General features: G+C 37.1%; 12 protein-coding genes. 2 read left to right on the top strand and 10 right to left on the bottom strand.

What is annotated here, in order from left to right; all coding sequences use genetic code 11:
* Positions 1 to 137: 137 nt before the first annotated feature.
* A complete protein-coding gene (locus tag ABID46_RS09950; protein ID WP_354509627.1) occupies positions 138 to 1,463 on the bottom strand; it encodes a T9SS type A sorting domain-containing protein in 1,326 nt (441 codons plus the stop codon).
* A 303-nt stretch (positions 1,464 to 1,766) separates the two neighbouring features.
* Between ABID46_RS09950 and ABID46_RS09945 the strand changes: the two genes are divergently transcribed.
* Both ABID46_RS09945 and ABID46_RS09940 read left to right on the top strand, forming a co-directional pair.
* Positions 1,767 to 4,190, top strand: a complete 2,424-nt coding sequence (locus tag ABID46_RS09945; RefSeq protein WP_354509625.1) for an alpha-ketoacid dehydrogenase subunit alpha/beta — start codon at positions 1,767 to 1,769, stop codon at positions 4,188 to 4,190.
* A gap of 231 nt (positions 4,191 to 4,421) precedes the next feature.
* The gene (locus ABID46_RS09940) at positions 4,422 to 6,926 is read left to right on the top strand and encodes a cation-translocating P-type ATPase (protein WP_354509623.1); all 2,505 of its coding nucleotides are present in this window, start codon (positions 4,422 to 4,424) and stop codon (positions 6,924 to 6,926) included.
* Positions 6,927 to 7,086: 160 nt separating this feature from the next.
* On the opposite strand, the gene ABID46_RS09935 is transcribed toward ABID46_RS09940, so the two are convergent.
* From ABID46_RS09935 to ABID46_RS09895, 9 genes are all read right to left on the bottom strand, one after another.
* Positions 7,087 to 7,986, bottom strand: a complete 900-nt coding sequence (locus ABID46_RS09935) for a cation diffusion facilitator family transporter (RefSeq protein WP_354509621.1) — start codon at positions 7,984 to 7,986, stop codon at positions 7,087 to 7,089.
* A gap of 70 nt (positions 7,987 to 8,056) precedes the next feature.
* Positions 8,057 to 9,688 carry an L-glutamate gamma-semialdehyde dehydrogenase gene (pruA, locus tag ABID46_RS09930; RefSeq protein WP_354509619.1) on the bottom strand — a complete coding sequence of 544 codons (1,632 nt, stop codon included), beginning with the start codon at positions 9,686 to 9,688 and terminating at the stop codon, positions 8,057 to 8,059.
* 94 nt (positions 9,689 to 9,782) lie between these two features.
* Positions 9,783 to 11,033 carry a type IX secretion system plug protein gene (locus ABID46_RS09925; RefSeq protein ID WP_354509617.1) on the bottom strand — a complete coding sequence of 417 codons (1,251 nt, stop codon included), beginning with the start codon at positions 11,031 to 11,033 and terminating at the stop codon, positions 9,783 to 9,785.
* Between the two features lie 97 nt (positions 11,034 to 11,130).
* Positions 11,131 to 11,412, bottom strand: coding sequence for a GNAT family N-acetyltransferase (locus ABID46_RS09920; protein ID WP_354509615.1), 282 nt, complete (start codon positions 11,410 to 11,412; stop codon positions 11,131 to 11,133).
* 206 nt (positions 11,413 to 11,618) lie between these two features.
* A complete protein-coding gene (locus ABID46_RS09915) occupies positions 11,619 to 12,017 on the bottom strand; it encodes an OsmC family protein (RefSeq protein WP_354509613.1) in 399 nt (132 codons plus the stop codon).
* The gene (locus ABID46_RS09910) at positions 12,014 to 12,910 is read right to left on the bottom strand and encodes a pirin family protein (RefSeq protein ID WP_354509611.1); all 897 of its coding nucleotides are present in this window, start codon (positions 12,908 to 12,910) and stop codon (positions 12,014 to 12,016) included. The genes ABID46_RS09915 and ABID46_RS09910 overlap by 4 nt, the downstream gene beginning before the upstream one ends.
* A 9-nt stretch (positions 12,911 to 12,919) precedes the next feature.
* Positions 12,920 to 13,234, bottom strand: coding sequence for a GNAT family N-acetyltransferase (locus ABID46_RS09905; protein ID WP_354509609.1), 315 nt, complete (start codon positions 13,232 to 13,234; stop codon positions 12,920 to 12,922).
* Positions 13,235 to 13,329: 95 nt separating this feature from the next.
* Positions 13,330 to 13,923, bottom strand: coding sequence for a Crp/Fnr family transcriptional regulator (locus tag ABID46_RS09900; RefSeq protein ID WP_354509607.1), 594 nt, complete (start codon positions 13,921 to 13,923; stop codon positions 13,330 to 13,332).
* A 192-nt stretch (positions 13,924 to 14,115) separates the two neighbouring features.
* Positions 14,116 to 15,255: an acyl-CoA dehydrogenase gene (locus ABID46_RS09895; RefSeq protein ID WP_354509606.1), complete on the bottom strand. Its 1,140-nt coding sequence runs from the start codon at positions 15,253 to 15,255 to the stop codon at positions 14,116 to 14,118.
* Positions 15,256 to 15,282 lie beyond the last annotated feature (27 nt).

Genomic DNA, 15,282 nt, shown 5'->3' with positions numbered 1-15,282 from the left:
GTGAATAAAAATTCGGGTTGCAAAGGTAGGAATTCCTTTTTGTAATCCCAAATGCTTTTTGATAAATTATTGAGATTTATCCAAATAAAATGCCCCGATCACTCGGGGCACTTCTATTGTTGTGCAAAATAATTCAATTATTTTACGATAACTTTTGTGTTCTCTACACTTCCGTTAGCATATTTTACTTGTGCTACATAAACACCAGCTGCTAAAGAAGAAACATTGATTGAAGAAGAAGTAGATTTTGCTACAACTTTTCCAGTCATGTCAGCCAAAACAACACCAGTAATTTGGTTTTTAGCTGAGAAGTTAACTACGCTTGTAGCTGGGTTCGGATAAACTTGTAAGTTTGATTTAGCAACAACATCAGACACTGCTAAAGATCCTTGGAATTTCATGATTCCTGTAGATCCACCAGGTCCATCACTAAATTGTCCACACCATCCAGTTGTTCCATTTAAGAATTCAACTTTACCTCTTTGCTCACCTGCATCGATTTCAATCCAGTTCAAACCTCCATCAGTTGAATAAGAAGATCCCATCGGAGCTGCAGAGTTGATTCCAGTTGATACATATGTATTTGGAGTTCCAGGCACATATGCAATATCTCCATAATACCAAGGTCCGTTTGGAGTAATATCTGTCCAAGACTCACCTCCGTTGGTAGTTTCGTACAATACTGCAAAACCATTATCGTTTGTGATCAACAAACCATTAGTTGCACTTGAGAAAGCAAAACTTGCAGAAGATCCTTCAGTGATTACTCCACCAAAGTCCATTGCTGGAGAAATGTGAGCAGTCCAAGTGTTTCCTCTATCTGTTGAACGTAAAATACGACCTGTACTTGTTCCTAACCAGATGTTGTCCCCATGGACTTCTTTAACTCCAACGTAAGTAAACTCATCACCATTTTGAGGAGCTGGAGCAGTAGAAATCACAGTCCATGTGTTACCTCCGTCAGTAGTTTTGTACATTTCAAATTTATTTGCTACAGGGTCTCCACCAGCATAACCGTTGTTTTCATCCCAGAAATAAATATGATTTGCAAAAGATGCACTATTGTTGAAAATTGCTCCTGAATATTTTGTCCAGTTATCACCTCCATCAGTTGTTTTCCAGATACCGTTGCTAGACGCACCTCCACTAGATGGCGCAGTAATGATGAATGCTGTAGTTGAACTAAATGCATAAATATCACTAAATAATGCTGCTGCTGGCATTTCTTCAGCAGTTTTCGCTACCCAAGATGTTCCACCATTAGAAGTAACAGCGAAATCTTTTGGATAAGTTCCAGCTCCTGTTCCATCATAAGCAGTTGCCCAAACAACATTTTCATTTACGATATTAATCTCGTCAATACCCCAGCTTGGAGAAAAGTTCGTAGCCTGTGGCTGCCAAGACAATTGAGCAGACGCTAGTACTCCTGTCAAAGCGATTGCTAAAAAATAGAATTTTTTCATAATTGTTTTCAATTGTTAAACAGTCGTAAAATTATATATTATTTATGAATGTATGTATAATGATGTGTTAAAAATTAAAATTTACACCATATTTTAACGCTACCATTTTGGTTTTTAACAAAAAAAATCCTAAAAATTTTAGGGTCTAAAACCAACCAATCTTGCTTCCATACGTGTATTATGGGAAATAACTTGTTGAATCCGAAGAAAATTCAACATTTCCAATTCCAACAATTCTTACGTAAATCCAAATTTTTAATTCACTAGATAATTATTATTTTTGCTTCCATACCATATTATACAATGCAAACACAAACAGAAAATAAACTATCCTTTCAAGAATTTAAAAATCAAATTTTAGAAGATTATAGGATAGCTCAGCTTTCAAGAGAAACAAGTTTATTGGGTCGAAGAGAAGTTTTGACCGGAAAAGCCAAATTTGGAATTTTTGGTGACGGAAAAGAAATTCCGCAAATTGCAATGTCCCGAGTTTTCAAAAATGGAGATTTCCGTTCTGGCTATTACCGCGACCAAACTTTTATGTTGGCTATTGGACAATTATCCCTATCGGCATTCTTTGCCCAATTATACGCCAATACCGACCTAGAAAAAGAGCCAGCTTCGGGCGGACGACAAATGACCTCCCATTTCGCTACGCGTTCCTTGAACGAAGATGGTTCTTGGAAAAAATTAACCGATCAGAAAAACTCAAGTTCTGACATCTCTCCTACTTCTGGGCAAATGCCTCGACTCTTGGGATTGGCTCAAGCTTCCAAATATTATCGTCAAGTTCCTGAAGCCGATGAAAATCAAAATTTCTCGGTAACTGGAAACGAAATTGCTTTTGGAACCATTGGAGATGCAAGTACATCTGAAGGTCCGTTTTGGGAAACGATTAATGCAGGTGGAGTTTTACAAGTTCCGATGATTGTTTCGATTTGGGATGATGGTTATGGAATTTCCGTTCCTGCGAAATACCAACGCACCAAATCCAATTTAAGCGAATTGCTTTCGGGATTTGAACAAAACGAAGACGAAAGAGGTTACAAAATTTTTACCGTGAAAGCTTGGGATTATCCAGGTTTGATCGCAGCTTATCAAGAAGCAGAAAAATGGGCAAGAGAGGAACATACTCCTTGTATAGTTCACGTGAGAGAATGTACCCAACCGCAAGGTCACTCAACTTCTGGTTCGCACGAACGATACAAATCGGAAGAGCGTTTGAACTGGGAAAAAGAATTTGACGGAATCGCTAAATTCAAAGAATGGATTTTGAACTTTGATGCGGGCGATGAAAAATTGGCAACTGAAGAAGAACTTGCCAAAATTGAAGAAGAAGCCAAAAAAGAAGTAAAAGCAGCTCAAAAACAAGCTTGGGAAGATTATTTGAATCCCGTTTTGGCTTTGAAAGAAGAAGCAATCCAATTATTGACCCAAGTAGCCAATGAGAGCTCCAATAAATCTTTCATTGAAACCGAAATACAATCCTTAAAAGGAAAACAAGTTCCTTTCAAAAAAGATATTTACAGCGTTGTTCGCAAAGTATTCCGTATTACAAGAGGAGAAAATTTAGCGGCTAAAACTGCGCTAACTTCTTGGTACAACTCAAGAATGGAAGTCGAACAAGACATTTATTCGTCACATTTATATAGCCAATCCCAATGGAGCGCTTCCAACATAAAAAATGTAGCACCTGAATTTCCTGAAGAAGAACATTTGGAAGACGGACGTGTGGTTTTGCGTGACAATTTCGACAAGATTTTCACGAACAATCCAAACGTTTTAATTTTTGGTGAAGATTCAGGGAATATTGGTGACGTAAACCAAGGATTGGAAGGTTTACAAGAAAAATTTTCCGAAGCGAGAGTTTCTGACACAGGAATTCGTGAAGCAACCATCGTAGGACAAGGAATTGGAATGGCAATGCGCGGACTTCGCCCAATTGCTGAAATCCAATATTTGGACTATGTTTTGTATGGACTTCAATTGATGTCCGACGATTTAGCGACGGTTCAATATCGTACAAAAGGTGGACAAAAAGCGCCATTGATCATAAGAACGCGTGGACACCGTTTAGAGGGAATTTGGCACGCAGGTTCTCCAATGGGTGGAATCTTAAATTTGGTTCGTGGTATGTACGTTTTGGTGCCACGTGATTTAACCAAAGCTGCCGGATTCTACAATGCTTTGTTGCAATGTGACGAGCCAGCTATTGTGGTGGAAAGTTTGAACGGATATCGTTTGAAAGAAAAAATGCCTACGAATTTAGGGGAATTTACGACGCCAATCGGTGAAGTAGAAGTAACCAAAGAAGGATCTGATGTTACCTTGGTAACCTATGGTTCGACTTGGAGAATTGTCAACGAAGCGGCAAAAGAATTGGCTCAATTGGGAATTGATGCAGAAGTCATAGACATTCAATCTTTGATTCCATTTGACTTGAAGCAAGATATTGCAAAAAGTTTGGCCAAAACCAATCGTTTGGTCGTAATTGACGAAGACGTTCCAGGAAGTGCTTCTGCTTATATGATGCAACAAATCTTGGAAGTTCAAAATGGCTATTTCCATTTGGATAGCAAACCGATTACGATCACAGCGAAAGATCACCGTCCAGCTTATGCAACAGATGGAGATTATTTCTCAAAACCTTCAGTTGATGATATCGTAGAAAAGGTTTACGAATTGATGCGTGAGGCGAAACCAAATGATTTCCCTGCGATTTATTAAAATACAAATTTTACAATGATAGAAACTCCTGTTCGTAAGAATAGGAGTTTTTTTTTTACTTTATTTCGAATAAATCAATCCTAATTAGAAAATTTCTAAATTTCATTTCAACGAAATTGATAGAAGAAAATCTTTAACTTTATCTAATAATCAAGCATTCTATTAGTTAAACGACAAATTACTCAATTAGAATGCTTTACTTCTTCAGTATCATTAGTTTAAAAAAATTATATGGCTTTTCAAATTCCTTCTCATTTAACGGGTCTTTCACCAAATGAGGTAGCCGAATCAAAAAAACTCCACGGATCGAACCAACTCAATTCCAACCAAAATAATTCTTGGTTAAATCTACTTTTCGAGATCTTAAAAGAACCAATGTTGGTCATTCTGGCTATTATTTCCCTTATTTATGTAATTGTGGGAGAGTATGGAGAAGCCCTTTTTATGTTCGTCGCCATTGTAGCCGTTAGTGCAATTTCTTTTTATCAAGACAATCGAAGTAAGAAAGCTTTGGAAGCGCTAGAAAAGCTAAACGAACCTTTAAGTACCGTCATCAGGGATTCGAAAGTTGTTCAAATTCCTACCCACGAAATTGTAGTTGGCGATTTATGTTTGGTCGAAGAAGGAAAAATGATCAATGCCGATGGAACCATAAAGTACAGCACAGACTTTTCTGTCAACGAATCTTCTCTCACTGGCGAATCCTTTTCGGTTTTTAAAAATAAGGATACAGAAGATAATATGATTTATAATGGAACGCTTGTCGTGACGGGTTTAGCGGTTTTCGAAGTGAAGAAAATTGGACCGCAAACGAAATTGGGACAAATTGGTCAATCAATTCAAACTATCAAAGAAGAAATTTCACCTCTTCAAAAACAAATCACCAAATTCGTCAAAGGAATGGCGCTCGTTGGATTTGTCTTTTTCCTTATGGTTTGGGGGTATAGTTTTTATCAAACGGGCGAATTACTCAATAGTTTATTGGTTGGATTGACGTTGGCAATGTCGATTTTACCTGAAGAAATTCCAGTTGCTTTTTCAACATTTATGGCGATTGGCGCTTGGAAATTGATGAAAGAAGGAATCATCATCAAGCGAAGCAATGTCGTGGAAACTTTGGGAAGTACGACCATTATTTGCACCGACAAAACAGGAACCATTACCCAAAATGCGATGAACTTAAAATCGCTTTATGATTTTAAATCCAAAAAGTTGTTTTCAGAAGCTGAATTTGGAGATGTATCTTTAGCTGAATTGATTGAATACGCAATGTGGAGTAGTGAACCGATTCCGTTTGACCCGATGGAAAAAACTTTGCACCGAGTTTATGAATCTTTCATCAAAACGGATTTGAGATCTTCTTTTCATATGATTCACGAATATCCATTGGAAGGGAAACCACCCATGATGACGCATCTTTTTGAAAACGAAAATGGAAATCGAATCATTGCTGCCAAAGGCGCTCCCGAAGCTATTTTAGCAGTTTCCAATCTTTCAGAATCCGAAAAATCAGAACTTCAACTGGAAATCAAATCCTTGGGGAAACAAGGATTCCGATTGTTGGGTGTTGCCAAAGCAAAATTTGAAGGAAATCAATTTCCAGAAAATCAGCAAGATTTCAACTTTGAATTTTTAGGATTTACGGTTTTTTATGATCCTCCAAAAGAAGGAATTGAGCAAGTATTTCATCAAATTTATGATGCAGGAATTCAAGTCAAAGTCATCACAGGAGACAATGAAGATACTACCAAAGCTATCGCCCAACAATCAGGAATTCAACATTCCGAAAATGCGGTCAATGGTTCAGAGATTCTTAAAACTTCGGAAGAGAAAACCATTGAAATTTCACGAAAAACCAATTTGTTTACCCGAATGTTTCCCGAAGCGAAATTAAAAATGGTCAATGCCTTTAAAAAAGATGGCGAAATTGTCGCTATGCTCGGCGATGGCGTCAATGATGCTCCTGCGCTCAAAGCCGCGCACATAGGCGTTGCGATGGGAAATAAAGGAACCGAAATTGCCAAATCTGCTGCTGCATTGGTCATTGTGGATGATGATTTAACGAAATTGGTTACGGGAATTGCGGCAGGAAGACGAATTTACACCAACATCAAAAAAGCAATTCAATACATCATTTCCATTCATATTCCCATCATCTTAACAGTTTCTTTGCCGCTGTTTTTGGGATGGATTTATCCGAATATTTTCACTCCCGTTCACGTAATATTTTTGGAATTGATAATGGGACCTATTTGTTCGATTGTATATGAAAACGAACCGATGGAAAAAGGAACAATGTCGAAAAAACCCCGAAAAATGACCGATACTTTCCTAAATTGGAAAGAATTAAGCATCAGCATAGTTCAGGGAATTATCATCACAATGGGTGTGTTATTTGCGTATCAGTATGCGGTACAACTTGGTCAAGACGAAAGAACCACAAGAGCTATGGTGTTTTCGACTTTGGTTTTTGCCAATGTATTTTTAAGTCTTACCAATCGATCTTTTACTTATAGTCTTTGGGTAACTTTATTCTATAAAAATAGATTGTTTCCGCTGATTCTTTCGGCATCTATTCTACTTCTTCTTTGCTTATTATACATTCCTTTCTTGGCAGAATTTTTCCAAGTTACGGGATTGAGTTTGGAACAATTAGCAACAGTTATCCTGATTGCAATGGTTTCGGTTTTATGGTTTGAAGTTTACAAATGGATCAAAAGGAAATTCAGAAACTGAAATTATAATCCGTTTTCATTTTGAACGAAATTTTGAATGGATAAGGGAATTGCGTGAGGGATTATAGCAGAAATCCTTTTTTAGATTGCTTCGTACCTCGCAAATACAGATTGTCGCGGAAAGCCCGGTCCGCCGCTGCGGACACGCCCAAAAAGTTAGGTTAGGAATTTAGACTTTGATGATTATCGACAGAAACGCGATCGGGCTCTGTATGCACCAAAACATCTGCGATATGAGGAACTTGACGTTGAATTTCGTCTTTGAGATCATGGGCAATTTTATGTCCTTGGATGACAGAAATGTTTCCGTCCACAATCATATGCAAGTCGACATAGTAGGTCATTCCCATTTTACGAACATGACATTTTTCTGTATCCAAAACCCCTGGAACCGTCTGTGCTATGGCTCGAATATCCTCAATCATATCATCATAAACTTGTTCGTCTGAAATCTCACTGATGATCGGTTTGAAAATTTTATAGGCATTGTAAATGATAAAAGCAGAAGCCAATAAAGCAGCAACATCATCGGCCGCTTCAAATCCTTCGCCCAAGAAAATCGCAATCGATATTCCTATAAACGCCATAACAGACGTAATCGCATCACTTCGATGGTGCCAAGCATCGGCCTTTAAAGACGAACTATGTGTTTTTTTGCTTTGGCGAATCACATATTGGAAGGAAAGTTCTTTGAACAAAATAATCCCCAAAAGAACCCAAAGGGTAAATGATTTTGGACCTTCATGCGGCGTTTGAATGTTTTTGATACTTTCAACGGCAATTACTGTAGCAGAAATAACCAAAAATCCGATGACAGCAAAGGTTGAAATTACTTCAAATCGTCCATGTCCATAGGGATGATTTTCATCAGCTGGTTTGGTGGAATATTTCAAACCAATCCAAACTAAAATCGAAGCAAACACATCAGCAGTAGACTCAATAGCGTCAGCAATCAACGCATAAGAATTACCAAAAATACCTGCAAGAAATTTGATTACTGCAAAAAGTGCATTTCCTACAATACTAAAAACAGATGTTTGAATGGCTTGCTTGTTGCTCATTTGGATGATTCTGGTACAAAAATAAGCCATTCTTTTGGGAATGGCTTATGGATTTTATAGTGGATTTTCTTTACTCTTTTCCTAAGAAAGGATAACGATAATCTTTTGGTGTCACAAAGGTTTCTTTGATGGTTCTTACCGAAATCCAACGCATCAAGTTCATTGCTGAACCTGCTTTGTCATTGGTTCCAGAAGCTCTCGCTCCACCAAATGGTTGTTGCCCTACAACTGCACCAGTTGGTTTGTCATTGATGTAGAAATTTCCTGCAGCATTTTCCAAAGCTTTCATTCCTTGGTTCAAAACATAACGATCTTTTGCAAAGATGGCACCTGTCAAAGCGTAATCAGAGGTCTGATCAACCAATTCTAAGGTTTCTTCCCATTTTTCATCTTCAAATACATACACCGTTAAGACTGGGCCGAAGATTTCTTCAACCATACTTTCGTATTTTGGATTGGTAGTTTCGATAACCGTTGGATGAACGAAATACCCTACGGAATCATCACAAGTTCCACCTAAAACAACTTCAGCTTCTGAACTTGCTTGAGCTCTTTCAATATATCCTTTGGATTTATCAAAAGAGTTTTTATCGATAACTGCCGTCACAAAGTTTGAAAAATCCTCTGGTGAACCTACGGAAATAGAATCCAAAGCTTTTTTCATTTCATCTTTCACCGCTGGCCAAATTGATTTTGCAATATACGCTCTTGAAGCGGCAGAACATTTTTGTCCTTGGTATTCGAACGCTCCACGAACCAATGCAGTTGCTACCTCTTTGGCATCTGAAGAGCCATGTGCTACAACAAAATCCTTTCCTCCTGTTTCACCTACAATTCTTGGGTAAGTTTTATGGGTATTGATGTTGTCTCCAATTTGTTTCCATAAAGCTTTGAAAACAGAAGTTGATCCTGTGAAATGCAATCCTGCGAAATCTGGATGTTCAATACAAGTTTTGGCTGTTTCAGCACCACCTGTTAACACCATATTGATAACACCGTCTGGCAATCCTGCTTCTTTGAAGACTTCCATAATTACTTGAGCCGAATAAACTTGTTTGTCAGATGGTTTCCACACCACAACATTCCCCATCATAGCCATACAAGCTGGTAAATTTCCAGAAATAGCCGTAAAGTTAAATGGAGTGATTGCAAATGTGAATCCTTCTAATGGTCTATATTCAACACGATTCCATATTCCTTCTGAAGAAATAGGTTGATCGGCATAGATTTGGGTCATGAATTCTACGTTGAAACGTAAAAAGTCAATCAACTCACAAGCAGAATCGATTTCGGCTTGAAAAGCATTTTTGGATTGCCCAATCATGGTCGCTGCATTGATCCTTGCACGGTAAGGACCCGCAATCAAGTCAGCTGCTTTCAAGAAAATAGAAGCTCTTTGTTCCCAAGGCAAATCTGCCCATTCTTTACGAGCTTTTAAAGCTTCATTGATTGCTTCTTTGACATCTTCTTGTGTTCCTTTGTGGTAATATCCCACAATATGTTGATGGTCATGAGGAGGACGAATCTCGCCTTTGTTTCCTGACTTTACAATTTTATTTCCAATGTATTGAGGAACCTCCACAATTTCTTGGTACATCTTTTTATAGGTCGCTAACAATTCTTTTCTTTCGGCCGATCCTGGCGCATATGATAGAACTGGTTCATTCCCTACGAAAGGTACTTGATAAATTCCTTTGGGCATATTTTAAGATTTTATTTTATAATGAATTAACGTTTGCAAAGGTACGAAAATTATCGCTTTCTTAGGCGAAATCAAGGTTAGAGTTTCAGCTGATTTATCGAGTATTGACTTCACCGAATCCCATCAAAACATCGTATCGAACTCCCCAAGGTCGATAATAAAATAATCCTTGATAGGTGTTTTCGGTTTGCCAAAAACTTCCGTTTATTTCCGACATGGAAACTTGATTGGTTTTGGTATCCAAAACCGCATATTGATAATTGTAATATCCTTGTTTCAGAAGAATTGAAGCTTCCCAATAATTGGATTCTGTTTTATGAAGTTGATATTCTGGAGCGATTTGCCAATTGTTAAAAGCTCCTACCACATACAACTCTTTTGTTCCTTGTTTGTCATCAAATTCGTCCAATGCAAAATGAACCCAAGTGTAATCAGCTTCAGAATTAGACAAAGTCTGATTGGCAATGTTCACATTTCGGATGTAGAAGGCACCATTGACATCTTGATCATCAAAATATGACAAATTCCACTTTTGAAAATCGGGTCTTAAAACCGCATGGTAGATACTGTCTTTTCGAAACGAACGTTCGGTTGTCATTGCAGGCGCATCAAGATTTTTGGTATCAAACCATAGATATTCACTATTTCCTTCCATTATGATGGATTGATCTTTATACGTTAATTGGGAAGGTTTGATAAAGTTTGGTCTCGAAACGATCAAATGATCATTCCAATTTCCATTTTTCATGATAAACAAAGTCGCACCATCGGGTGTTTCGGTTAAATTCACTTGCGGACTTGAAACAATAACACTCAAACGTTGGTTTTGATATCCGCTTCCAATTGCTCTTTCCACTTGCATTCCAAGATTTACTTTACGTTCTTCGTAAAGTGCAAATCGTTTGGTAAACAAAGGTCGATTCTCATCTTTGGTATACACTTTCACTACATAGTTTCCTGCCAATTTAATTTGAGCATCGCGATTGGGTATTTGAACAGAATAATTGGTGTAATTCTGATAGGTATTGAAGGAATTTTGGTAATCTCGGATATAATTCGAACTATAGCCATCTAAAAATTCGGATTGGAAAATTCCAGAAGGCGTCCAATCGGCATTGTAATGTTCGATTTTGTAATTGTATTCTTTGAATCCTGGATCCAAATCATCAAACGATAAAATCAAATATTCACCATTTAATCTAATCACAGGGGTTTGATCATTGGTTTGCGGATTGAACAATTGAACGGTTTTGATGGTACTTGGCGGTAGTATTTCTTGGTATTTTTGCGCCAATAGATTTTCGAACATCAAAACAACCAACAAGAGAACGACTGAATTTTTCATACATTCAAAAATAAGGAATTGATTTGAATAAAAACAAAAAGGTGATTTCAATCTAGTAATCACCTTTTTTTTAAATACAATTCTAAATTCTATCTTATTAACTCAGCACATCGCGAATTTCAGCTTCTTTGTCAAAAACTGATTTTGCAAATGGACAAAGTGGGATAATTTTGATATGATTGGCTCGAGCGAAATCAACTGCATCCATCACCATTTTCTTCCCTACTCCTTGACCACTAAAATCTGGATTAACTTCTGTGTGATCAATGATAAATTTATCGGTTCCTGTCCAAGAATACGTCATAAGACCTGCTTGAACATCATCTTCAACAGCTCTAAAAAATCCTTTGTTGGCATCGTTGATTCTTTCAATTTTCATAATACGATATAATAAGTTTGTGTCAATAATTCGTTAAAGTTAAGCAATTCATCGATAGATTTTCGGCATTGGTCTATACATCGAAAACTTTCGAATAAAAAGGTATAAATCTTGTATTTAAATACTCAGAATGAGAGTATAGTAAGTTCTCATAGGTTAATAGGTTAGGTTATACAAAGGAAGAGCTCTACATGGTGGAGCTTTTCTCATTTTACAACTTCTGAACTAATTTCGATGGGATTGGCCAACATTCTATGAATCGGACATTTTCCCGCAATTTCATACAATTTATCAATTTGTTCTTGGGATAAATCGCCTGTGAATTTTAATTTCTTAGTGAATTTGGTCACATTGAATTTCGCATCGCGTTCAAAATCCACCTCTACTTCAACTTCTTGTAAATCCCATCCTTTTCGGTCTGCATACAATTTCACTGTAATAGAACTACAAGATGCCAAGGAAGCGGCCAACAATTCTCCTGGAGACGGACCAAAATCTTTTCCTCCAACTGAAATAGGTTCATCCACAATAAAATGATGAGGATCGGTTTGAATTTGTGTTCGGTAATTTTCTTTTTTCGTTATCGCTATTGACTTTACATTCATTTTCTTGGTTTTAGATTATGCAAATAATCGGGTAATGGCACATATCCGTCATCATTTTTTACTTTCGGAAATTGATGATGGATCCATTCTTCTTTTGCTTGTTGAATTCTTTCTGGACGACTCGAAACGAAATTCCAAAAAATGTATCGCTCTTCTGGAAAAGGTTCTCCTCCAAAAACATACACCTTTGTATTGGGCTTCATTTCAAATTCGCATAATTTGGTATCCTTGGCAATTAAAATATGTTTGGGTTCATAATCATGTCCCGAATCATGGATTCCACCTTCCAAAATATACAAAGCAGATTCGCCATACAATTGATCGCCAATTTTGACTTTCCCACCCAATTCTGATTTAATTTCAATAAAATACATGGGACTATGCACAGGAACTGGAGATGTATGACCTAAGGCTTCGCCCGCAATCAACTTAAAATGCATTCCGTCCTTTTCCCAACTTGGTAAATCGGTTGCTTCCACATGCGTAAAACTTGGATCGATTTCTTCTAATTCCTTGGGAAGCGCAATCCATATTTGAAGTCCATGGAGATGTTTTTCGGATTGTCTCAAATAGTCAGGAGTTCTTTCTGAATGCGTTACGCCCTTCCCAGCCGTCATCCAATTGACAGCTCCTGGTTGGATTTCAATTTCAGATCCAATGCTATCACGATGCATGATAGAGCCTTCGAATAAATAGGTTAAGGTCGAAAGACCAATATGCGGATGAGGCGGCACATCTAAATTTTCGTAATCTTTTAATGCGGCTGGCCCCATATGGTCGATAAAGGCAAATGGCCCAATCGTTCTTTTTTCTTTGAAGGGCAATAAGCGTCCGACCATGAAATTTCCAATGTCGGCGGCTCTTTCTTCTATGATTAACTCAATATTTGACATGGTATAATTTTAATTATCAAATCCATTGAAGGATTCATCAACAATTCGTTTCCATTCAGGATGCCTTTTGATATAAGCAAAAACAAAAGGACATAAAGGAACCAACGTGAAATTATTAGATTCCAAATACGCCAATGTTTTTTCAACCAAAGCAGTTGCAGCACCTCTTCCTTCTAATTCTGGCGGAGATTCTGTATGAATCAGGTAAATTTTATTCTCTTTCTTTTTATACACAATGAAAGCAGTAAATCCGTCAATTGTCAGTTCGAATTGCGTTTTTTCTACATTATCTTTCAAGGGTAGATTTTCAAATTCAGGTTTCATAGTATTAATTTGGGGAAATATCCCATTAAATTAACCATTCTAACTGAATTAGAAAATTCAATTTCTGCAAATTCTAAATTTTAGGGAGAATTTAACTAAACCTTAAAGTTTTTATTGGCCAATTCTTTTCGTACGCGACTTAAAGATTCAGGTGTAATTCCCAAATAAGAAGCGATCATCCATTGCGGAACGCGTAAGGTTACGTCGGGATACAATTTGATAAAATCCAAATACCGAACTTCTGCCGGAGCGCTTAACAAGAGATTGATACGTCTTTGCAAATGGCGAATGTGATTGTTCAACGCATACAAATTGTATTTTCTGAAAGAGGAATTGTTTTCAGAAGCCTGAACCAAGAAATCTTCATTGATGAATATCACTTTGGAATTTTCAACAGCTTCTACATATTGATCTGATTTCTCTTTCATAAAAGTACCAGAACGATCAGAAATCAACCAATTTTCTGGTGCAAATTGCATAATATGTTCCTTTCCTTGCGCATCGGTCGTATAACCACGTAACAATCCTTTGGAAACAAAAAAGGTGTGTTCACAAAATTCACCAGGGCTTACAAGATAAGTTCCTTTTTTTATGGTTTTCTCGGATAGATTCTTGTTCATCAAATCAATAGTTTCCTGATTGACATCGACAGATTTGTCAGTATAATACTGGATTAATTCTTGGAACATAGTAAGGTTGGTTCAATTTTCAGGCTGAAATTACATTTAATTTTACTTATATCAAATGATTTTCTTAAAAAATTCATTAGAAAGAATTAAACGAAAAATCATATAATAATCTCGCAATCAATCCCAGAGATTTAGATAAAAATAAATAGGATGGAAAATTCCATCCTATTTAATAACTATTTTAAGGTTCTTTTATTTGATCAAAGAACGAGAAATTACAATTTTCTGAATTTCAGAAGTTCCTTCATAAATCTGAGTAATTTTTGCATCACGCATCAAACGTTCTACATGGTATTCCTTCACAAAACCATATCCACCGTGAATTTGAACAGCCTCAACTGTTACATCCATCGCCGTTTTAGAAGCAAACAACTTTGCCATTGCTCCTTCTTTGTCAAAGTTTTGTTTCTGATCTTTCAACCATGCAGCATGCATACACAAATGTCTCGCCGCATCAATATTGGTCGCCATATCGGCCAATTTGAATGCAATCGCTTGGTGGTCAAAAATTTGTTTACCAAATGCTTTTCTTTCTTGTGAATATTTCAATGCCAACTCATAAGCACCAGAAGCGATACCTAAAGCTTGAGAAGCAATCCCGATACGTCCACCAGATAAAGTTTGCATTGCAAATTTAAATCCGAAACCATCTTCTCCGATTCTATTTTCTTTTGGAACTTTCACATCTGTAAACATCAAAGAATGAGTATCAGATCCGCGAATTCCCAATTTATTTTCTTTTGGTCCTACTTGGAATCCTTCCATTCCTTTTTCAACGATCAAACAGTTGATTCCTTTGTGTCCCAATTCCGGATTGGTTTGAGCAATCACCAAATAAACAGAAGCCGTTCCACCATTGGTGATCCAGTTTTTGGTTCCGTTTAATAGATAATGATCTCCCATATCTACAGCAGTCGTTCTTTGCGAAGTCGCATCTGACCCAGCTTCTGGTTCAGACAAACAAAATGCTCCGATTTGTTCTCCTGTAGTTAATTTGGTTAAATATTTTTGTTTTTGTTCTTCGGTACCGAATTTTTCAATTCCCCAACACACCAATGAGTTATTTACCGACATAACAACAGAAGCAGATGCATCTACTTTAGAAATTTCTTCCATAGCCAACACATAGGAAATTGTGTCCAATCCGCTTCCTCCATATTTTGGATCAACCATCATTCCTAAGAACCCAAGTTCACCCATTTTTTTGATTTGTTCTGCAGGAAAAATTTGATTTTCATCTCTTTCTATGACTCCTGGAAGTAATTCAGTTTGTGCAAAATCTCTAGCAGCCTGACGAATCATTAACTGCTCTTCTGATAATTCAAAATTCATTTCGTAAAATTTTATTAGGCTCCAAAT

The sequence above is a fragment of the Moheibacter stercoris genome (assembly GCF_040545805.1).
GTDB lineage: Bacteria > Bacteroidota > Bacteroidia > Flavobacteriales > Weeksellaceae > Moheibacter > Moheibacter stercoris.
This window is presented reverse-complemented; position numbering and strand designations above follow the sequence as displayed.

Excerpts from the sequence above, each read along its gene's own strand:
- ABID46_RS09950 (WP_354509627.1), bottom strand. The coding sequence starts at position 1,463 with ATGAAAAAATTCTATTTTTTAGCAATCGCTTTGACAGGAGTACTAGCG.
- ABID46_RS09945 (WP_354509625.1), top strand. The coding sequence starts at position 1,767 with ATGCAAACACAAACAGAAAATAAACTATCCTTTCAAGAATTTAAAAAT.
- ABID46_RS09940 (WP_354509623.1), top strand. The coding sequence starts at position 4,422 with ATGGCTTTTCAAATTCCTTCTCATTTAACGGGTCTTTCACCAAATGAG.
- ABID46_RS09935 (WP_354509621.1), bottom strand. The coding sequence starts at position 7,986 with ATGAGCAACAAGCAAGCCATTCAAACATCTGTTTTTAGTATTGTAGGA.
- pruA (WP_354509619.1), bottom strand. The coding sequence starts at position 9,688 with ATGCCCAAAGGAATTTATCAAGTACCTTTCGTAGGGAATGAACCAGTT.
- ABID46_RS09925 (WP_354509617.1), bottom strand. The coding sequence starts at position 11,033 with ATGAAAAATTCAGTCGTTCTCTTGTTGGTTGTTTTGATGTTCGAAAAT.
- ABID46_RS09920 (WP_354509615.1), bottom strand. The coding sequence starts at position 11,412 with ATGAAAATTGAAAGAATCAACGATGCCAACAAAGGATTTTTTAGAGCT.
- ABID46_RS09915 (WP_354509613.1), bottom strand. The coding sequence starts at position 12,017 with ATGAATGTAAAGTCAATAGCGATAACGAAAAAAGAAAATTACCGAACA.
- ABID46_RS09910 (WP_354509611.1), bottom strand. The coding sequence starts at position 12,910 with ATGTCAAATATTGAGTTAATCATAGAAGAAAGAGCCGCCGACATTGGA.
- ABID46_RS09905 (WP_354509609.1), bottom strand. The coding sequence starts at position 13,234 with ATGAAACCTGAATTTGAAAATCTACCCTTGAAAGATAATGTAGAAAAA.
- ABID46_RS09900 (WP_354509607.1), bottom strand. The coding sequence starts at position 13,923 with ATGTTCCAAGAATTAATCCAGTATTATACTGACAAATCTGTCGATGTC.
- ABID46_RS09895 (WP_354509606.1), bottom strand. The coding sequence starts at position 15,255 with ATGAATTTTGAATTATCAGAAGAGCAGTTAATGATTCGTCAGGCTGCT.